Genomic DNA, 21,092 nt, shown 5'->3' with positions numbered 1-21,092 from the left:
TATCTAGTCATTTTTCCCATTATACAGAAAAAACAAGGTAAAAACTAGTTACATTTTTTCCTTGTTTTTCTTCTGATTATAGTTTTTATTTCTTGCTGAGGATTTCAAGCGTTTCAAGTAAGTTATCTGCATGAACTTCGATAGTATCACCAGTCGCTTTAATCTTCACTTCTACGATGCCATCGGCTGCTTTCTTCCCAACAGTGATACGGATTGGCAATCCAATCAAGTCGCTATCGCTGAATTTAACACCAACACGTTCGTTACGGTCATCCGTCAAGACTTCGTAACCAGCTCCCATCAAGCTTGCTTCAAGCTTTTCTGTCAAGGCTTGTGCTTCTTCGTCCTTGACATTGACAGTGATCAAGTGCACATCAAATGGTGCCAATTCTTTAGGGAAGTTGATTCCCCAAGCGTAACGGTATTCACCTTTTGGCGTTTTATTAACAAAGAGGCGAGCGTGTTGCTCCATCACTGCTGAAAGGAGACGGCTGACACCGATACCGTAACATCCCATGATAATTGGCACAGCACGGCCATTTTCATCCAAGACATCTGCTCCCATGCTTGCTGAATAGCGAGTGCCGAGTTTAAAGATGTGACCAATTTCGATACCACGCGCAAAGTTAAGAACACCTTGTCCGTCTGGGGAAATTTCACCCTCACGAACTTCACGGATATCCACATATTCTGCAGTAAAATCGCGACCTGGATTCACACCAGTCAAGTGGTAGCCATCTTCGTTAGCACCGACAACTGCATTGCGAACATCTTGTACCTTACGGTCTGCAATGATTTTAATATTCTCTGGCAAACCAACTGGTCCAAGTGAACCAAATCCTGCTTGAACAAGATTCGCCACTTCTTCTTCGCTAGCAACGTCAAAGAAATCTGCTCCCAAGTAGTTTTTCAACTTGACTTCGTTGAGTTGGTCATTTCCAACTAGAAGGGCTGCAACAAGCTCACCATCTGCCATGTAAAAGAGGGTTTTAATCGTTTGTTCTTCTGGAACATTGAGGAAGGCTGCAACTTCATCAATTGATTTAACATCTGGCGTTGCAACACGAGTAACTTCTTCTTCAGCGACAACACGGTTGCTTGGTTTGTACTCGTTTGTTGCCATTTCTAAGTTAGCTGCATAGCTAGACTCACTTGAGTAAGCAATGGTATCTTCACCAGAGACTATCCATTTGAGCAATTCTGCCTTGATTTCTTCTTGCGCTTGATCAGGAATTTCGTCAAATGAGGCAACTGACTTGTCCAAGACAACCCAGCGGTCAAGGTCTGTACGAGCAGATGTAATGGCCATAAATTCTTGGCTATCCTTACCACCCATGGCTCCACCGTCACCAATAATAGCCTTGAAGTCTAAACCACTACGAGTGAAAATACGCTCATAGGCTGCTTTGTACTCATCATAAACACTATCCAAACTATCATAGTTAGCGTGGAAACTATAAGCATCCTTCATGATAAACTCACGTGTACGAAGAAGTCCATTACGTGGGCGTTTTTCATCACGATACTTAGGCTGGATTTGGTAAAGGTTGAGTGGCAATTGCTTGTAAGACTTAACAGAATCACGGACAATAGCTGTAAAGGTTTCTTCGTGTGTTGGACCTAGGATAAAGTCTGATTTTTCACGGTTTTTTAGTTTGTAAAGGTCTTCACCGTAAGTTTCGTAACGACCTGATTCGCGCCACAATTCTGCACTGAGAAGGGCAGGAGCCAACATCTCAACGGCACCAATCTTGTCGAATTCTTGGCGCATGATATTTTTAGCTTTTTCAATCACACGATTAGCAAGTGGTAGGTAAGAATAAACACCTGCAGATACTTGGCGAACATAACCAGCACGCAACATAAGAGCATGGCTGATAACTTGAGCATCGCTTGGCATTTCGCGAAGCGTTGGGATAGGTATTTTACTTTGTTTCATAATATTCCTCGATTATCTAAAAAAGAGTCGCATAATGTCATTCCAGGTCACAGCAATCATCAAGACAACCATGATGACCACTCCGGCCAAGGTAACATAGGTTTCAATTTCTTGTTTTAATGGTTTGCGGCGGATGGCTTCCAGGATATTGAGCACAATCTTACCACCATCCAGAGCTGGAATCGGAATAAGATTAAAAATCCCGATATTGATAGAAATCATTGCCAAGAAGTACAAGACATTCTCAATTCCATTTTTAGCAGCATCACTACTTGCCTTAAAGATGGCAACAGGTCCACCTAGCTTGTTCAAATCCGGTTGGAAAATCAGATTTTTCAGAGCTGATAGGATTCGGATAGCCGAGTCGGCTGCAGTTGTAAATCCACCTACAAACATGGATAGAAAATCTGACTTAATTCCCGGTTGAACACCTAGAAGGTAACGGCCTTGACTTTCTTCGGGTGTAACAGTGACTTGTTTGTCACTCCCCTTTTCAGAAATAGTCACATCCAAAGTCGGGGCCGTCTTATCTTTGGTTTCTGTTTCCACAGCCTGAATCAAGCTTTCCCAGTTGTTAATCTCATGTGAGCCAATCTTGGTAATTTGTGCCGTTTCTGGCACTCCCACCTTAGCCAAGGCCCCTTGGGGCATGACATGGAACTGGTTGGTATCAACATCTCTGACGCCACCCTGCATAAAGATTAAAATCCAAAAAACAACGACACCCAAGATAAAGTTATTCATAGGGCCTGCAAAGTTGGTAATCAGTTTGCCCCAGATAGTCGCATTTTGATATTGAACATCTAAAGGTGCAATCCGAACCTCAGTACCATCTGCTTCCACAACCGTTGCATCGTGATCCACTGCAAATGTTTTTTCTTCTTCCAGAACCAATCCTTTGATAAAGAGCTTGTCTTCAAAATCAAACTGGGTCACCTGCATAGGGAGGGCTGTTTGATCCAATTTTTTACCTGAGAGATTGATGCGTTTAACCTTACCATCATCAGCAAGTGTCAAACTAACAGGCGTTCCTGTCTTGATTTCAGTTGTATCATCACCCCAACCGGCCATGCGGACATAGCCACCCAGAGGCAAGATTCGAATGGTATAGGCCGTTCCATCCTTGCCAATGTGAGCAAAAATTTTAGGTCCCATACCGATGGCAAATTCACGTACTAAAATCCCTGATTTCTTGGCAAAGTAGAAGTGCCCGAACTCGTGCACCACTACAATAATCCCGAAAACCAGAATAAAGGTTAAAATTCCGAGCATAGCGTTTCCTCCGTCTTTTGATTAAAAGAGTCCAAATAAGTGCATGATTGGAAATACAAGCAACATACTATCGAAACGATCCAAAACACCACCATGTCCAGGGATAAATTTCCCAGAATCCTTAACACCAAAATGACGTTTGATCGAACTTTCTAGTAAATCACCAAATTGTCCAGCAATACTAAAGAAAATAGCAAAGACTGACATCTTGTAAATTCCATATGGAAGAGCAACTGTACTGTCAACTATCATAAAGATAATGGTTACTAAAATCGCTCCTAAAATACCACCCAAGGCACCCTCAAGGGTTTTATTAGGCGATACCCTTGGTGCTAACTTTCGTTTCCCATAGTTCATCCCAACAAGATAGGCACCACTGTCTGTCGCCCAGACGATACACAAGGCCAAAAGCGCCTTATCTAAACCTGCAACACGAGCATCTAGTAAAGCATTAAATCCAAAGCCCACGTAGAAGCTCATAGCAAGAGGGAAAACCGCATCCTCAATCGTATAAGACTTGCTAAAAACGGTCGTTCCTAACATGATTGAAATCAAAACACTATAGGCAACCACATTCCCATCAACTGGCAAAAAAGTCAGGTAATTCTCCAAGGGAATGGTCAATGCAAAGGTTGCAAAGAGGGTCAAGAGGCCCTCCATCGTCATGGTCTCTAGACCTCTCATCCTCAAAAGTTCATGCATGGCTAGCATGGCTATGATTCCGATTGCTATCTGAAGCAAGAGTCCCCCAATCATCAAAATCGGTAGGAAAATAGCCAGTGCAATCCCTGCAAACAAGGTTCTTTTCTGTAAATCCTGTGTCATATTTCCTCCTAAACTCCTCCAAATCGGCGATGACGACGATTGTAGGCAAGAATGGCTTCCTGCAAGGCCGCCTCGTCAAAATCAGGCCACAAGGTATCTGTAAAATAGAGTTCACTATAGGCCCCCTGCCATGGTAGGAAATTACTCAAACGCAATTCTCCACTGGTACGGATAATCAAGTCTGGGTCTCGTAACTCCTTAGGTAAATGCTGGGTAAAAAGATAATTACCAATCAACTCCTCTGTGATGTCACCTGGGTTGATTTTGGCATCTAAAACATCCTGAGAAATCAACTTAAGAGCCTGTGTAATCTCAGCACGTCCACCATAGTTAAGAGCAAAATTAAGAATCAAACCTGTGTTGTTCTTAGTCAATTCCTCAGCCTTGGTCAGAGCTTCAAAGGTTTGCTTAGGCAGGCGGTCCGTTTCTCCGATCATTTGAATCTTAACATTATTCGCATGCAGTTCCGGGACATAATTATCATAAAACTCTACTGGCAAGTTCATGATAAACTTGACTTCCTGATCTGGACGGGTCCAGTTTTCTGTAGAAAAAGCATAGACCGTAATAACCTTAACGCCTAGTTTGTTAGCTGCCTTGGTCACAGTTTGCAATGCTTCCATGCCCGCCTTATGTCCAAAAACTCGCGGTTGCATACGTTTTTTAGCCCAACGGCCATTGCCATCCATGATGATGCCAATATGAGCAGGGACCTGTGTCGGAACCTCTACTTCCACAGCCTTATCTTTCTTAAAAAATCCAAACATGATCTTATTCCTATTCAAAAATCTATCGTTTCATTATACCATATTTCCCTATTTTCTTCTATCACTAAGCTATTTATACTCTTCGAAAATCTCTTCAAACCACGTCAGCTCTATCTGCAACCTCAAAACAGTGTTTTGAGCAACCTGCGGTTAGCTTCCTAGTTTACACTTTGATTTTCATTGAGTATTATTCTCAGGCACCAAGCCCATTTTTCAAAAAAATAAGCCGCCTGATTGGGCGACTTTATTTTTTATAGGGAGATTATTATGAAAAAGTTTTAGGAGTTTAAGTTAAGGTCTTCTTAACTTATGAACTCAGTATACACTCCCTAGCTTAAAGTTTCCTTAAGAAGTTTTAAAAATCAAATTTTTCCATTTCTCCTGACAATTTTTCTTGGATAAACGTGTTTGATAAAGCTCCATTCGGTCTTCATTTTCTAAGAAATGAGGAGTTGGACGAACTTGAAAATTCAAAATATCCTCGAGTCCGTAAGGAGTAAAGAGTTCTAAAGTAGAATCTTCATTCAAGCGCAGTCCAACAGCCGTACATCGTTCTGGATACTTACTCATGGCATCACAAGAGCTGCTATAGGGAGCAGTATGAGGACTGTGCTGATGCATACAGACCTGATTTTTCAATTCCCACTAGTACTGAGGAAAATCCTCTCTCAACTTTTTCTCTAGAGACAAGGTTTCCTCATAAGAAATATCTGGATCAAAGAAAATTACATCTACATCTGTTTCACAGTCAAAAGGGGATTTGTCTGACAAGAGATTCCAGATAAAATTTCTGACAGAACCTGCTGCCAACCAGGAATCTTTCAGACCAAGGTTTCGGATGATAGTCAGAATAGCCATCATATCCGGATTTTCTCTGAAAGAGTCTAAAATTTCAGCCTTATTTTTCAATATATTCATACCCAAAATGCTCATAAGCCTTAGCAGTCGCCACCCGTCCAGACCGTGTCCGCATGATAAAACCTTTTTGAATCAAGTAAGGCTCATACATGTCTTCCACCGTCTCACGTTCTTCTGCTATGTTAACAGAAAGAGTTCCTAGACCAACAGGACCACCTCCGTACATCTCAATCATGGTACGAAGGATTTTCTGGTCCACATAGTCCAGACCTTCATAGTCAACATCCAGCATAGTCAAAGCCTTATCGGTAATAAGATCATCGATCACCCCATTCCCCATTATCTGGGCAAAATCGCGCACGCGCTTGAGGAGACGATTGGCAATACGAGGGGTCCCACGACTACGTAGGGCCAACTCAGATGCTGCCTCATGGGTGATTTCCATCTCAAAAATATCTGCCGTCCGCTCAACAATTTCCGTCAAGTCAGCATGGGCATAATACTCCATATGACCTGTAATCCCAAAACGTGCCCGTAGCGGATTTGAGAGCATACCAGCCCGAGTCGTCGCCCCAATCAAGGTAAAAGGTGGCAACTCCAAATGAACGCTGCGACTGCCTTCACCAGCACCAATCATGATATCAATGTAGAAGTCCTCCATGGCACTATAAAGCACCTCTTCCACAGACATGGGCAAGCGATGAATCTCATCAATAAAAAGGACATCCCCAGGCTCCAAGTCATTCAAAATCGCTACCAGATCACCGGCTTTTTCAATGACAGGCCCAGACGTTTGCTTGAGATTGACACCTAGTTCATTGGCAATAACAAAAGCCATGGTCGTTTTTCCCAAGCCTGGAGGGCCAAATAAGAGCACATGATCCAGCGCTTCATCCCGCATTTTGGCAGCTTCGATAAAGATTTGGAGCTGGTTCTTGACCTTATCCTGTCCGATATATTCACGTAAATACTGAGGACGGAGCGTGCGTTCTACTAACTCCTCATCCCCCATTATCTCATTATCTAAAATTCTACTCATGGCTCTATTATATCAAAAAACCAAGCCACAAACAAAAAAGCCACTGGATTGTGACTCCCGAGTCTAGCACTTATGTGGTATAATATTGTTCGGAACTTCTACACCGCCTACGAAAGGAGGTGAGATAGCCCATGATGGAATTAGTACTCAAAACTATCATCGGACCAATTGTGGTCGGTGTCGTTCTTCGTATAGTCGATAAATGGCTAAACAAGGACAAATAGTGTCAAAAAAGACCTCAAGCTTATTTGGTCGTGAGCTTGGGGTCTTTTCTAGCCTATGATATAGAACTAGTACTCAATTCCTTTTTATTATCCCATAGTTCACGAATTTTGTCAAAGGTTTATATCCTCATCCATTCAGCTTCTCCAACTTTAGAATCTGTCCAATAAAGTTTATAAGATTTAGAGAAAGCTATTGAAAAATGATATTTAGAAAACTTCCGAAAAGCCTGAAATAGAGCAAAAAAACTCCACCAGTCCCGGTGGAGTTAAGGGAGATTATGATGAAAAAGAAAAGTTTAGGATTTTATTAAATAAAGTTAGGAGGTCTTTATTTAATGACTATATAATACTAGACTAGCCTTAAATTTTGCTTAAGCAAAAACAAGTTTTATTATTTTTCTCTGTTGATCCAAGTCATCCCTATACAATTATAGGTGGATAAGGCTTCAAAATCCAATTTGCACCATTTTCTCCACTTCAACATAATTCCTAGATTACTAATTTTTTAAAACCATAACATAAAAACAAATGTAAAGAATAAGAAAAAATGCATAACATCTACTAAAAAATAGACATTTTGCATTTTTAATTCAGACTAATCTAGACTAATTTTTCCTCTTTGAGTTCCAAAAACACCTGTTTGTACTTGTAACTGTAAGCCTGAAGCATCTGCAGTCTCCGTATTCACATCAAATACCACATTTCCTGTGATACTATTTTCAGGGTTTAATTCTGACAAAAAGAATTTTGCTTCCTGATTTGCATAGATACCAGCTGTACTATCAGTTGAGTACTCTGTATCATCTTTTAAAAGCTTAAAGAAATCATCCGTAACAGTTATAGATTTTTTACCATTATTTTTTACCGTCACATTCAGAATTAAATAAATACCATTTGCGTTTTTGCCAAATTCTCCTCCAACATTTTGAGACAGAGATTTTGAATTCACGATATATTCAACATCTCCAACTTTAACAACTTCTCCGATTTTATTCTCTGCCTTAGCTTTTGTCTCCTCTTCCTTATTTTTATTTTTTTCTGTTGCCTTTGTTTGAGAAGTTTCTTCTGATGCTGCTGTTTGCGTACTTGAACTAGATGCAACTTCCTGCTTAGTGGAGTTACTTCCACTTCCACCTTTAACTACACCAAATACAACAATAATAACAATCAATATGAACCACCATTTTTTATAAAAAGGTGTTTTTTTCACATATACATTCCCATTTTCATCTTTGATTTTCTTAGCCATAAGAAATTTCCTTTAATCTTTTTCAACTATTATATTATATTTCCTAAAAAAAAAAAAGCATTTTTGAGGGTAATTTTAATTTTTTTAAATAAATGCGATTTAAAAAGTTTCAATCACTGAGCCTAGCTAAACAATTTCAACTAACAAAATTATCTCAAAAGAACTTTGCCATTTCAATTTTTCTAAAATATAGCACTCTAAGACAAATGAGGTGATTCTTGTTCATACTCAATTGTCTGAGCGTCTGCCTTCTTGGGATGCTCAGGTCGAGGAGTGACCGTTCGCCAACCATGGCATTTCAGGAGATAATAGCAACCATCACGTGTGGAAGTGCGACCAATCTCTTTTTGATAGGCTTCAAATAACTGATTGACAGTTACAAATTCCCCAGCCTGAGCAGCTTCTATATGACGTTTTAGAAATGCTTGTTCTTCTTCGTAAGTCATATATTCTCTATGACGTCCACCACGGGTCTCTTGAAGAAGCGCTTCTAAACCAAACTCCTTATATTTTTTCAAATTCCTCCAAACAGTTGTTTTATTGCAATCTAGCAGATCCATGATTTCCTTATAACTCTTTTGAATAAAATATAATCTATAGACGTTTGTGGTATTCGGCGTACGATGAATCTCTTAGGAGTTTTTCAATTTTTTGTGTTTCTTCGTTTGTGAGTTTCATAACTACTATTATAAGATGTTTTTTGACTTTAGTATAATATGAGAGAGTAGATTACTTTATGGTATAATATTCTACGGCACTGCTACACCGCCTGCGAAAGGAGGTGAGATAGCCCATGATGGAACTAATCCTTAAAACTATCATCGGACCGATTGTGGTCGGTGTCATCCTTCGCTTAGTCGATAAATGGCTAAACAAAGATAGATAGTGTCAAAAAAGACCCCAAGCTTAATGTGGAAGTTAGCTTGGGGTCTTTTCTAGTCCATGATATAGAACTAATCCTTAATTCCTCTCCATTATCTCACAGTTCACAAAATTTGTCAAAACTTTACATCCTCAGCTTCTCAAGCTTTAACCACTTTACAACAAGACTTTCAAGTTTAAGAGAAAATTAGGGATTCTATCAATTTCATAGAAATTTTGATTTAGTAAACGAAGAGACAATCTTATATGTCACTCCTCATTTAATACGCCACTACTGGACAAGCAAAATCATTATTACAGTAGTTCTAGTCCTTCAATTAACAGTCACTTACATTCAAAGTGAGGTTGAAGTAGCTGAAGGTACAACAGACCTATTTCTTAATCATATTCGCTAAAAAAGCCCCCGCCAATTCCCCGACCAAAATCCGAAAAATACCGAAAAATATCGAAAAATGATTTTTAGAATAGTCCCCAAAAGCCTGAAATAGAGCCAAAAAACTCCACCTAATCGGGTGGAGTTAAGGGAGATTATTATGAAAAAGAAAAGTTTAGGATTTTATTAAATAAAGTTAGGAGGTCTTTATTTAATAACTATATGATACAAGACGAAGCTTAAAACTAGCTTAACTTTTCTCAGATTCTACCATTTTGCAGAAAATCACTATCACTATCACCTCACAAAAAGCCACCTGATTAGGTGACTTCATTAGGAGATTATGATGAAAAAAAGTTTTAGGATTTCATTAAATAAAGTTAGGAGGTCTTTATTTAATGACTATATAATACTAGACCATCCTTAAACTTTGCTTAAGAAAAAACAAGTTTTGTTATTTTTCTCGATTCGCCCAAGTCATCCCTATACAATTATAGGTGGATAAGATTTCAAAGCCCATAGAACGATAAAATCCCACGTTTTTTTCTGTCTCTTCTGTCACCAGCTGGACTTGATAAGCATCTTTGTAATCTTTTAAGGCCTCTTTCATTAGGGCACTACCAATCCCTTGACGCTGATAGATTGGTAAAACAATCAAATCCTGTACAAAAACTGATGAGAATCCATCTCCAACCAAACGAATCAAGCCCACCACAGCATCACCATCAAGTGCCAGATAAATTACTAATGAATGCGATAAGGCATGCTCCAGCATCTCTGGTTGATGGGTATAATTTGTCCAACCGACAGCCTGATAGAGATGCAAAACATCCTCTAGCTTGACAATTTCTTGCTTTTTAATAGTAATCATCTCAACACCTCTTAAAGTTCTCTCAAGCTCTTGTACTGCTGTCCATTTTTATCAAAATTTTCAGGACGCAGCCATGTTTCCAAACGATCTTTGACTTGAGGCCAGTCCTTATCAATCATAGACAACCAATCCGTATCCCTCGTCCGTCCCTTATAAACCACCGCCTGGCGGAAGGTTCCTTCATAGACAAATCCCAAACGCTCCGCAACTCGTCTGGATGGCAGGTTAAGAGCATCGCATTTCCACTCATAGCGACGATAGTTTAGCTCCTCAAAAATATAGCGAGCTAGGAGATACTGAGCCTCAGTTCCTATCCGTGTACCCCTTAGCTCTGGAGAAAAAGTGACTGCTCCGACTTCTATTACTCGGTTATTCTGGTCAATGCGCATGAGAGAAAAAGTTCCCAAAGCCTTACCAGTCGCCTTGTCTATGATTGCATAGTAAAAACGGTCCTTACGAGCCAACATCTGATTTAAAAGGCTAACCAGCTCCCCCATATCTGCTACTGGCTCCTGAAAAAGATAGGTCCACATCTCCCGAGGAGTATCCGGGCCATAAACAGCTAGCAAATCCTCCGCATGTTTTTCTACCGAGAGAGCCTCTATCCTAGCATAACGCCCTTCTAAGAAATCAATAGAAGGCAGTGCACCGGGTGTATAACCTTCCATTGACTCACCAATCATCTGACCATATTCATTTACTGGCATAGCTTTCTCCTTGTTTCACTTTTCAAACTTTTTACTCAACTCTATTTGAATTGTCCTATCTGCTAATTTCAAGTTTTTTATCAATTTCATTTAACAATTTTTCTGCATCTTCTTTATTTAAAACATTTTCTCGTGCTACATAGTTTCTACAAATATTCAGGGCCGCAATTTGGTCTGCTTTATCCAAAGATTCAAACATAATTCTCACTGAGTTACTAGCAATAACTCCTCGTTTATCATCCGAATTTTGAAGAAAGTTAAGTAGAACACTTAAATTGTTCTGACGACACGATTCGTACAAATCAATATATTCACCGTATTTTTTCGATTCAGAATCAGTAAGTTTATCTACAACTTTTACCTGCGAATAAAAATAGATTATTTCCCTATTTTGAATAATATAATTTATTTTTCTGATATATTTTAATCCCTCTATTAAGAGCCAAATAAAATAGATTATCAGAATACCAAACAGTGGTAGCCACATGATACCAACACTGGATTGAATACGAGGATAAGTTTCATTAAAAGAAACTATTAAATTTTTGGCTCCAAAATAATGAATAATGGATAACAAATTTGTCACTATTAATAGAGTTGCAAAAGATTTTGTAAATAAAAATTGATACACTTCAGACTGTGTCCTTATAATTTCATTTGGAGATATTCCAAAAATATTGCTTGATTTATCATTTGAAAAACTAAAGAAAGTAATAAAAACTGCAAAGAGAGTGTCTAAAGTGAGTGTCAAATTTAAACTTTCCTTGTCCCAAAGACAATTTTTAAAATAATATGCACCCACTATTGACATTACTAATACTATAACTGACACTACAATAATAGAAATCTTAAATAATAAAATTTCACACTTCCTGCTATCGTTCACTAATCTATTCATTCTGACCTATTCTAAAGTTCATACTCTAGAGTTACTTCTTTTTATTTCACAACAATGTTAACCAATTTATTCGGTACCGCAATTACTTTCACGATTTCCTTACCGTCAATTTCTGCTTTGACTTTTTCATCCGCTAGAGCAATTTCTTGCAATTCTTCGCGTGATAGGTCTTTAGCGACCATGAGTTTGGCACGGACTTTTCCTTTGATTTGGACGACGATTTCGATTTCGTCTTCAACCAATTTGCTTTCGTCCCATGTTGGCCAAGCCACGTAAGAGATTGACTCACCTGTTGCTGCAACAGTTTGCCAGAGTTCTTCTGCCAAGTGAGGAGCAAACGGTGCAATCAATTGGATAAAGCCTTTGGCGTAGTCTACATAAAGTTTTTCTTCCTTGTTAGCCGCGTTGACAAAGACCATAAGTTGGGCAATGGCTGTGTTGAATTTGAGGGACTCAATTTGTTCTGTGACAGCTTTAACGGTTTCGTTATAAACCTTGTCAAGAGCACCATTGTTTTCCGCAATAATTTCCTTACTTGTAATCAAACGGTAAACACGGTCAAGGAATTTACGACTTCCTTCCAGACCTTCTTCTGACCAAGCGATTGAAGCATCAAGTGGGCCCATGAACATTTCATAAACACGAAGGGTATCGGCACCGTATTGTTCCACCACATCGTCTGGGTTGACAACGTTCTTAAGAGATTTAGACATCTTGGCTGGTGCTTGCTCCAACTCTTCTCCTGTTTCCACATGGAAGAAAGAACCGTCACGTTTTTCAACCTTATCGGTTGCCACAAGAGCCCCACGGTGGTCACGGTAGCTTGTTCCCAAAATCATTCCTTGGTTAAAGAGTTTTTGGAATGGCTCTTTTGTTGGAACCACACCGAGGTCATAGAGGAATTTGTGCCAGAAACGAGCATAAAGCAAGTGAAGTACAGCATGCTCTGCACCACCCACGTAGATATCTACTGGCAACCATTGTTTGAGAAGGCCCTCATCAGCCAATTTCTCAGTGTTGTGTGGATCGATATAGCGGAGGTAGTACCAGCTTGAACCTGCCCATTGTGGCATGGTGTTGGTTTCACGACGACCTTTAACACCATCTTCACGAGTCACTTCAAGCCAGTCTGTCAAGTTAGCTAGTGGACTTTCACCAGTACCTGAAGGACGGATATCCTTGGTTACAGGCAAGACAAGTGGCAATTCACTTTCAGGAACAGCTGTTGAAGTTCCATCTTCCCAATGAATGATTGGAATTGGTTCACCCCAGTAACGTTGACGGCTAAAGAGCCAGTCACGGAGACGGTAGGTAACCTTCTCTTGTCCACAGCCTTTTTCTTCCAACCAAGCCACAATCTTGGCAATTGCGTCTTCTTTGTTCAATCCATCTAGGAAGTCTGAATTAACATGAAGGCCATCTTCTGTGTAGGCAGCTTCTTCAACGTTTCCACCTTCAAGTACTTCGACGATTGGAAGGTCAAATTGTTTGGCAAATTCCCAGTCACGTTGGTCGTGGGCAGGCACAGCCATAACCGCACCTGTTCCATAACTAGCAAGAACATAGTCCGCAATCCAGATTGGAATTTCCTTGCCATTGACAGGGTTGATGGCATAAGCACCTGTCCAGACCCCAGTTTTTTCCTTGGCAAGGTCTGTACGAGCCAAGTCAGATTTGAGGCTAGCTTGGTGTTTGTAGTCTGCAACTGCTTCTGCTTGCTCTGAACTTACGATAGCGTCTACTAATTCATGCTCAGGAGCCAAAACAGTGAAAGTCGCACCGAAAAGAGTATCAGGACGAGTGGTAAAGACTGTGAATTCCTTATCAGTTCCCTTAACCTTGAAGGTTACATTAGCACCAGTTGATTTCCCGATCCAGTTGCGTTGCATGTCCTTGATAGACTCTGGCCAATCTAGTTCATCTAAGTCATTGAGCAAGCGCTCTGCGTAAGCCGTGATTTTGAGCATCCATTGGCGCATTGGCTTGCGGACAACTGGATAGCCTCCACGCTCAGACGTTCCATCAGGAAGGACCTCTTCGTTGGCGATGGCTGTTCCCAATTCCTCAACCCAGTTTACTGGCACTTCCGCTTCATAGGCCAAGCCTTTTTCGTAAAGCTTGGTGAAAATCCATTGCGTCCACTTGTAGTAGTTTGGATCTGTTGTGTTGACTTCACGATCCCAGTCATAAGAAAATCCAAGCGCATTGATTTGGCGTTTGAAGTTGGCAATGTTCTCCGCCGTAAATTCTGCTGGGTCATTACCAGTATCCATAGCGTATTGCTCTGCAGGCAAACCAAAAGCATCCCAACCCATTGGGTGAAGAACATTGTAGCCTTGCGCACGTTTGTAACGACTGAGGATATCGGTTGCAGTATAACCTTCTGGGTGTCCTACGTGCAGACCAGCTCCAGACGGATAAGGGAACATATCAAGAGCATAAAACTTAGGTTTTGATGCATCTGTTCCTGTCTTAAATGTATGATGTTCTGCCCAGTAGCCCTGCCACTTAGGCTCAATTTCTTTATGATTGTAAAAACTCATGGTCTCTCTCCAATTTTGTGATGTTACTATTATACCATTTTTGAGGGAATTTGGTCTCGTTCTATTCTATACTTTTCTATTTTACCTTGCTCTAAAATTTTTAAACTGCTATACTTATAACAGAAAACCCTTCCAAGGAGGTAGCAGATGTCTCATTCCTTTAAAAAATCGCTCCAAAAAGAAATTCTCCATAGAAGCTCTATCGCAGCCTTTGTGACCTCTCTTTTACTACTCATTTTACTTTTTGGTTTTTCCTATTTTTTACAAAAGCAGCAACTCTCCAAAGATACGAGACAGATTGTCAAACAGGTTCAAGAAATGAAAGAAGCAAATAATGAGCTCCTGACTACTATGAACCATAAAATGATTCCTGAATTTTTGGACGGCAAACACACAGAGAGAGAAGTCTTTAGCTTATTTTACGAGACAAAAGCTAGATTGAAGCTTAGTTCTGACCTCATTATTCTAAACGATACAGGTGAATTACTATTTAGTACCAATCGAAATCATCAAGAAAGTATTTTATCACCCTACTATCTAAAACTGCTCATTCAAAATCCTTCTCAAGAAAAAGTGACAGAAAAAATTGCACTCTCTTCAGATAAGCAACATTACACACTCTTTATCAAACCACTACTTCAAAACCAACGAGTTAAGGCCTATACTATTGCTTTCGTAAATGAGAATGATTTCATCTCAAGCTTCCCAATGATCAATTCCAAATACATCATTACCGATAGCTTTGGAAATATGTTTTCCAACAATACAAATCAGTTTACTCGCTCCACTCTTGAAAAATTGGATGAAAAACTCCTACACTCTCGCACCCACTGGTATGCGAATGAACCGCTTATTGTTCAAAAAGAAAAAGTCGGTGCTATTTTTTCAATCTATACTTTTCAATCCTTCTTTCCCATTCCTAGCTTACTTGGTCTAGCCTCCATTCTCACCTTGTGTATATTCTTCCTCTACTTCTGGCAAGCAAGACGAATTGCTCATAAGATTGCCACACACAATGCTGTTCCTATTGAAAGTTTGGTTTACCAACTTCAAGAAATTCCTAAACAAGCAGAAAAAAGGCTTTCTCTACAAACAGGTGATGAGTTTGAGTTTATGGCAGAAAAAATCAACAATATGTTGTACGAATTAGATCAACTTCATCAAAAAATGTTGACCATAGAAAAAGAAAAATGGATTTTTGAAAGAAAAATGCTGGAAGCTCAGTTCAATCCTCATTTTCTCTACAATACACTTGAGACGATTAAAATCACTTCTTTAATGGATGCCGCCCTCACACAAGACCTAATTCAAAATCTCACGCGCATTCTTCGCTACAGTATCACGGATTTAGAAAAAGAAACAACCATTTGTCAGGATTTAAAGATTATAGAGGATTACCTTATGATTCATAAGATTCGTTTTGAGCACTTTTCTTATGATATTGTCTGTCCAGAAACTGTCGATAATCAGCCTATCCCTAAACTTTTCTTACTTCCTCTAGTAGAAAATGCTATAAAATATGGGATGCAATACCGTATTGATCTTCATATTGATATCCAAATTACCTTGGAAGCAGATTCTCTGACTTTTTTAATCAAGGATAATGCCGGAGGGCTCACAAAACAAGAGCGACTCGCTATTTTAGACTCTTTAGAAAGCCCTCATACCCAGCATGGCATCGTGAACAGCTACAAACGATTGAGCAATTTCTTTTCTGATGTCCAGCTAGATTTAGGAGTCAATCGCCAAGGAGAAACTTGGGTCAAATTTATAACGAAAGGACTAACTCATGTTTAAGCTCATTATCGTAGAAGACGAACACCTCATCCGAAAATGGCTAGAGATTGCCGTAGACTACTCTGCCGTAGGTATCCAAGTCGTAGGAACTGCCAGTCACGGTCAAGAGGGAATGAAACTCATCCAAGAAAAAGAACCTCATATTGTCTTAACAGACATCACCATGCCAATTATGGATGCTTTTATGATGTTCGAAGCCACTCGTACCCTTTCCTATGAAAAAGTTATCTTATCAGGTTATAACGATTTTCAAAATGCCAAAAAAGCCATGCAATACGGAGCAGTTGATTTCTTATCCAAGCCAATTGATACCAAGGAATTGACAGAATGTCTTCAAAACATTGTTTTGCGATTACAAGGTAGTACCTATCAAGAAACTCCTTTTTTAGAAGAATATCAAACTTTACTCACCTCTATCCAACAGGTTGATACACAAAACCAAATCATTCAACAAATTATTTCCTTTGTCCACAAGCATTATGCAGAGCATTTTACGATTGCGACTATTGCTGAAGCTTTAAACTATAGCGAAAGCTATCTATATAAAGTTATCAAAGAAGACTTCCCCATGACTCTAAATGAATATATCTTACAATATCGTCTGAAACAAGCTATAGATAAGATGGCTGAATCTCCCAACTCCCCTCTAAGCGACATCTCTGATCAAGTTGGATTTTCAGACTATAAATATTTTGCCAAAGTATTTAAAAAGTATCTCCATATTTCCCCAAAGGAATTGAAATCACTCGGAAGAATAGTAAAATAAGCTATTCTTCTTTTTGTAGAGAATTTTACTCTAATAGAATAGAATTGTCGGTTTTAAAAACGCTTATATTGTTTTAAAATAAACTTAAATAACACAACGGAGGTATCCATCATGAAAAAGAAATGGATGTATTATGCTGCTTGCGGACTAGCCCTTTTTGGTCTTGCTGCTTGTTCTTCTAATGAATCTGCCGATGGCGGTTCATCTGATAAAGGAGACGGCGGTTCGCTAGTCGTTTATTCACCAAACTCAGAGGGCTTAATCGGAGCAACTATTCCTGCCTTTGAAGAAAAATATGGTATCAAAGTAGAACTGATTCAAGCTGGTACTGGAGAACTTTTCAAAAAACTGGAGTCAGAAAAAGAAGCTCCTGTAGCTGATGTCATCTTTGGTGGTTCTTATACACAATATGCTACCCACGGAGAACTCTTTGAAAACTATACTTCAAAAGAAAATGATAATGTTATCAAAGAATATCAAAACACAACTGGCTACTCTACTCCTTATACACTAGATGGTAGTGTTTTAATCGTCAATCCTGATTTAACGAAAGGCATGAACATCGAAGGATATAGCGACCTTCTCAAACCTGAACTAAAAGGAAAAATTGCAACTGCTGACCCAGCAAACTCTTCTAGCGCCTTTGCTCAATTAACAAATATGCTACAAGCTCAAGGTGGTTACAAAGACGATAAGGCTTGGTCTTATGTAAAAGATCTCTTCACACTTATTGATGGGAAAATCGGTTCAAGCTCATCTGGTGTCTATAAAGCAGTCGCTGACGGAGAAATGGCTGTTGGTCTCTCTTATGAAGATCCAGCAGTTAAACTCTTAAATGACGGAGCTAATATCAAGGTAGTCTATCCAAAAGAAGGAACCGTCTTCCTACCTGCTAGTGCTGCTATCGTTAAAAAAGCGAAAAATATGGAAAATGCCAAGAAATTTATCGATTTTATTATCTCTCAAGAAGTACAAGATACACTTGGTACAACCACTACTAACCGTCCTGTTCGTAAAAATGCCAAAACAAGCGAAAACATGAAACCAATTGACAAAATCAAAACACTCACTGAAGATTATGATTATGTCATCAAAAATAAATCAGATATCGTTAAGAAATACAACGAAGTCTTTACAGATATCCAATCTAAACAGTAAAAGAGGTTCACTATGAGTGAGATCAGAATTATTAACGCCAAAAAAACCTACCACGATGTCCCTGTTATTGAGAATTTGAACATTACAATTCCAAAAGGAAGTCTCTTTACCCTTCTTGGGCCTTCAGGGTGTGGGAAAACGACCCTTCTTCGTATGATTGCAGGTTTCAACAGTATCGAAGGTGGAGAATTTTACTTCGATGATACAAAAATCAATAATATGGAACCCAGCAAACGCAATATCGGGATGGTTTTCCAAAACTACGCTATTTTCCCACATTTGACTGTCCGAGATAATGTCGCTTTTGGTCTCAAGCAAAAGAAGGTTCCAAAAGAAGAATTGATTCAACAGACCAACAAGTATCTTGAACTCATGCAAATTGCTCAATATGCGGATCGGAAGCCCGATAAACTCAGTGGTGGACAACAACAACGTGTCGCCTTGGCACGCGCCTTAGCTGTTAATCCAAGTGTTCTCCTCATGGACGAGCCACTTAGTAACCTAGATGCCAAACTTCGCTTGGATATGCGTCAAGCCATTCGAGAAATCCAACACGAAGTGGGAATTACAACCGTCTATGTAACCCACGACCAAGAAGAAGCCATGGCTATTTCAGATCAAATTGCTGTTATGAAAGACGGAGTCATCCAACAAATCGGTCGGCCAAAAGAACTCTATCATAAACCAGCTAATGAGTTTGTAGCAACCTTTATCGGACGCACAAATATCATCCCTGCCAATCTTGAAAAACGGAGCGACGGCGCTTATATCGTCTTTTCAGATGGCTATGCTCTTCGAATGCCAGCCCTTGATCAGGCTGAAGCACAAGCTATTCATGTAAGTATTCGTCCTGAAGAGTTTATCAAAGATGAATCTGGAGATATTGAAGGCACTATTAGCGATAGCGTCTATCTTGGACTGAATACTGAATACTTCATCGAAACAGGATTTGCCTCAAAAATTCAAGTTAGCGAAGAATCAACTTTTGAAGAAGATCTACAAAAAGGCGATCGTATTCGTCTACGAATCAATACTCAAAAATTAAACGTCTTTTCTGCAGATGGTTCACAAAACCTGATAAAAGGAGTCAACCATGGAACGTAAAAAACTAAATATTTGGACAGCCTCCTCTTTCTTCATCTTTCTTACTTATCTTGTCTTTCTCGTTTATCCTATCGTTACCGTGCTCAAGCAAGCACTCATACATGAAGGACAATTCTCACTAGCTAATTTTGTCACTTTCTTTAGTAAAGCCTACTACTCTGAGACACTCGTCAACAGTTTCAAGGTTTCCATTACCGCTACTGTCACTTCCTTAGTTGTAGGAACCCTATTAGCTTATCTCTTCTCTATGTATGACTTCAAGGGAAAGAAATTTCTACAAATATTGATTATCATTGCTTCCATGTCAGCTCCTTTCGTGGGAGCCTACTCCTGGATTCTCTTGCTGGGACGAAATGGGGTCATTACTAAATTCCTGACAAATACCCTTCATCTTCCAGCTATCGATATTTATGGATTCAAAGGAATTGTACTTGTCTTTACACTGCAACTATTCCCACTGGTATTTCTATACGTTGCTGGGACAATGAAAAGTATTGACAATTCTCTACTTGAAGCTGCTGAAAGCATGGGTTCCTTCGGATTTAAGCGTATCGTAACGGTTGTTTTGCCTCTCCTAGTTCCAACCTTACTAGCTGCTGCCCTACTTGTATTTATGAGAGCATTCTCAGACTTTGGAACGCCTATGTTGATTGGTGAAGGATATCGGACTTTCCCCGTCTTGATTTATACTCAATTTATTAGCGAGGTTGGAGGAAATTCTGCTTTTGCATCTGCTTTAGCAATTATGGCGATTATCATTGCCTTGGCAATCTTCCTTATCCAAAAATACATTTCAAACCGCTACAGTTTCAGTATGAATTCGCTCCATCCAATTGAGCCTAAAAAAACCACAAAAGGAAAAATGGTTGCCATTTATGCAACAGTCTACGGAATTATCTTGTTCTCTGTTCTACCTCAAGTCTACTTGATTTATACTTCTTTCCTAAAAACATCAGGTATGGTATTTGTCAAAGGCTATTCTCTAAACAGTTACAAGGTAGCTTTCAATCGTATGGGATCTGCTATTTTCAATACTATTCGTATCCCTTTGATTGCCTTAGTTCTAGTTGTCCTATTTGCAACATTTATCTCCTACCTAGCCGTTAGAAAACGGAATTTATTTACAAACTTAATTGACAGCCTCAGTATGGTCCCTTATATTGTACCAGGAACCGTTCTAGGGATTGCCTTCATTTCTTCCTTCAATACTGGCCTATTTGGAAGTGGATTTCTTATGATTACAGGGACAGCTTTCATCTTGATTATGTCCCTATCTGTCAGAAGATTGCCTTATACTATTCGCTCATCTGTTGCTAGCTTGCAACAAATAGCACCAAGTATTGAAGAAGCCGCTGAAAGTTTAGGAAGTAGCCGTCTCAATACCTTTGCCAAGATTACAACTCCAATGATGCTATCTGGTATTATTTCTGGAGCCATCCTATCTTGGGTCACAATGATTTCAGAACTCTCTACTTCTATCCTCCTCTACAATGTCAAAACAAGAACAATGACTGTAGCCATTTATACAGAGGTTCTCAGAGGGAATTACGGCGTAGCCGCAGCCTTGTCAACTATCCTGACTGTTCTAACAGTAGGTTCCTTGCTCTTGTTTATGAAAATCTCTAAAAGCAATAGCATTACACTTTAGTTTTCCCCATCAAAAACAGCCGAAAGGATTACCCTCGGCTGTTTTTTCTTATCTTGATATTCCTATCAAATCCTCAGTTCCTAGCAAGTCTAGACTAATTATACTCAATGAAAATCAAAGAGCAAACTAGGAAACTAGCCGCAGGTTGCTCAAAACACTGCTTTGAGGTTGT

At 39.5% G+C, this 21,092-nt stretch carries 17 protein-coding genes and 2 pseudogenes; 7 read left to right on the top strand and 12 right to left on the bottom strand.

What is annotated here, in order from left to right:
* Positions 1-85: 85 nt before the first annotated feature.
* The 6 genes and pseudogenes from HT678_RS00250 to ruvB all read right to left on the bottom strand — a co-directional run bounded on the left by HT678_RS00250 (position 86) and on the right by ruvB (position 6,700).
* Positions 86-1,939, bottom strand: a complete 1,854-nt coding sequence (locus HT678_RS00250) for a proline--tRNA ligase (protein ID WP_054392882.1) — start codon at positions 1,937-1,939, stop codon at positions 86-88.
* Positions 1,940-1,951: 12 nt separating this feature from the next.
* Positions 1,952-3,211 (bottom strand): RIP metalloprotease RseP, encoded by a 1,260-nt coding sequence (gene rseP / locus HT678_RS00245; protein WP_000900657.1) that lies wholly within the window; start codon positions 3,209-3,211, stop codon positions 1,952-1,954.
* A gap of 21 nt (positions 3,212-3,232) precedes the next feature.
* Complete coding sequence (locus tag HT678_RS00240; RefSeq protein ID WP_000189868.1) at positions 3,233-4,036, bottom strand: phosphatidate cytidylyltransferase; 804 nt, start codon at positions 4,034-4,036, stop codon at positions 3,233-3,235.
* An 8-nt stretch (positions 4,037-4,044) separates the two neighbouring features.
* Complete coding sequence (locus HT678_RS00235; protein ID WP_000466722.1) at positions 4,045-4,803, bottom strand: isoprenyl transferase; 759 nt, start codon at positions 4,801-4,803, stop codon at positions 4,045-4,047.
* A gap of 345 nt (positions 4,804-5,148) precedes the next feature.
* Positions 5,149-5,721: pseudogene (locus HT678_RS00230) on the bottom strand (nucleotidyltransferase family protein).
* Positions 5,702-6,700: a Holliday junction branch migration DNA helicase RuvB gene (gene ruvB, locus HT678_RS00225; protein WP_007284862.1), complete on the bottom strand. Its 999-nt coding sequence runs from the start codon at positions 6,698-6,700 to the stop codon at positions 5,702-5,704. Before ruvB ends, HT678_RS00230 begins: the two are co-directional and overlap by 20 nt.
* A gap of 131 nt (positions 6,701-6,831) precedes the next feature.
* Here ruvB and HT678_RS00220 point away from each other — a divergent pair, with 131 nt between their 5' ends.
* Complete coding sequence (locus tag HT678_RS00220; protein WP_000970381.1) at positions 6,832-6,924, top strand: type I toxin-antitoxin system Fst family toxin; 93 nt, start codon at positions 6,832-6,834, stop codon at positions 6,922-6,924.
* Between the two features lie 595 nt (positions 6,925-7,519).
* Here HT678_RS00220 and HT678_RS00215 read toward each other — a convergent pair.
* Both HT678_RS00215 and HT678_RS00210 read right to left on the bottom strand, forming a co-directional pair.
* Positions 7,520-8,173, bottom strand: coding sequence for a DUF4352 domain-containing protein (locus HT678_RS00215; protein ID WP_001074692.1), 654 nt, complete (start codon positions 8,171-8,173; stop codon positions 7,520-7,522).
* 230 nt (positions 8,174-8,403) lie between these two features.
* A pseudogene (locus tag HT678_RS00210) lies at positions 8,404-8,851 on the bottom strand (helix-turn-helix domain-containing protein); the annotation flags it as partial.
* 115 nt (positions 8,852-8,966) lie between these two features.
* Here HT678_RS00210 and HT678_RS00205 point away from each other — a divergent pair.
* Positions 8,967-9,059, top strand: a complete 93-nt coding sequence (locus HT678_RS00205; RefSeq protein WP_000970294.1) for a type I toxin-antitoxin system Fst family toxin — start codon at positions 8,967-8,969, stop codon at positions 9,057-9,059.
* An 823-nt stretch (positions 9,060-9,882) separates the two neighbouring features.
* Here HT678_RS00205 and HT678_RS00200 read toward each other — a convergent pair.
* Genes HT678_RS00200 through leuS form a run of 4 tightly spaced genes read right to left on the bottom strand, consistent with a single transcriptional unit; the run spans position 9,883 to position 14,447 of the window.
* Positions 9,883-10,299, bottom strand: coding sequence for a GNAT family N-acetyltransferase (locus HT678_RS00200; RefSeq protein WP_000628384.1), 417 nt, complete (start codon positions 10,297-10,299; stop codon positions 9,883-9,885).
* A gap of 11 nt (positions 10,300-10,310) precedes the next feature.
* Entirely contained in the window at positions 10,311-11,006 is a 696-nt protein-coding gene (locus HT678_RS00195) for a GNAT family protein (protein WP_001144903.1), read from the bottom strand.
* Between the two features lie 55 nt (positions 11,007-11,061).
* The gene (locus HT678_RS00190) at positions 11,062-11,904 is read right to left on the bottom strand and encodes a hypothetical protein (RefSeq protein ID WP_001081167.1); all 843 of its coding nucleotides are present in this window, start codon (positions 11,902-11,904) and stop codon (positions 11,062-11,064) included.
* 41 nt (positions 11,905-11,945) lie between these two features.
* Positions 11,946-14,447: a leucine--tRNA ligase gene (leuS, locus tag HT678_RS00185; protein WP_000011746.1), complete on the bottom strand. Its 2,502-nt coding sequence runs from the start codon at positions 14,445-14,447 to the stop codon at positions 11,946-11,948.
* Positions 14,448-14,594: 147 nt separating this feature from the next.
* Here leuS and HT678_RS00180 point away from each other — a divergent pair, with 147 nt between their 5' ends.
* The 5 genes from HT678_RS00180 (at position 14,595) to HT678_RS00160 (ending at position 20,920) form a co-directional block, all read left to right on the top strand.
* Positions 14,595-16,244: a histidine kinase gene (locus HT678_RS00180; RefSeq protein ID WP_000019712.1), complete on the top strand. Its 1,650-nt coding sequence runs from the start codon at positions 14,595-14,597 to the stop codon at positions 16,242-16,244.
* Positions 16,237-17,010: a response regulator gene (locus HT678_RS00175; RefSeq protein ID WP_000475415.1), complete on the top strand. Its 774-nt coding sequence runs from the start codon at positions 16,237-16,239 to the stop codon at positions 17,008-17,010. Before HT678_RS00180 ends, HT678_RS00175 begins: the two co-directional genes overlap by 8 nt.
* A gap of 111 nt (positions 17,011-17,121) precedes the next feature.
* Positions 17,122-18,168 carry an ABC transporter substrate-binding protein gene (locus tag HT678_RS00170; protein WP_000731166.1) on the top strand — a complete coding sequence of 349 codons (1,047 nt, stop codon included), beginning with the start codon at positions 17,122-17,124 and terminating at the stop codon, positions 18,166-18,168.
* Positions 18,169-18,180: 12 nt separating this feature from the next.
* Positions 18,181-19,272 (top strand): ABC transporter ATP-binding protein, encoded by a 1,092-nt coding sequence (locus tag HT678_RS00165; RefSeq protein WP_172924499.1) that lies wholly within the window; start codon positions 18,181-18,183, stop codon positions 19,270-19,272.
* On the top strand, positions 19,262-20,920 hold the full coding sequence (locus HT678_RS00160) for an iron ABC transporter permease (protein ID WP_000440017.1): 1,659 nt from the start codon (positions 19,262-19,264) through the stop codon (positions 20,918-20,920). The genes HT678_RS00165 and HT678_RS00160 overlap by 11 nt, the downstream gene beginning before the upstream one ends.
* Positions 20,921-21,092 lie beyond the last annotated feature (172 nt).

Origin of the sequence: Streptococcus sp. 3167, assembly GCF_013277175.1 — a bacterium.
GTDB lineage: Bacteria > Bacillota > Bacilli > Lactobacillales > Streptococcaceae > Streptococcus > Streptococcus pseudopneumoniae.
Note: the sequence above shows the minus strand (reverse complement) of the source record. Positions and strands in the feature narration are given on the sequence as shown.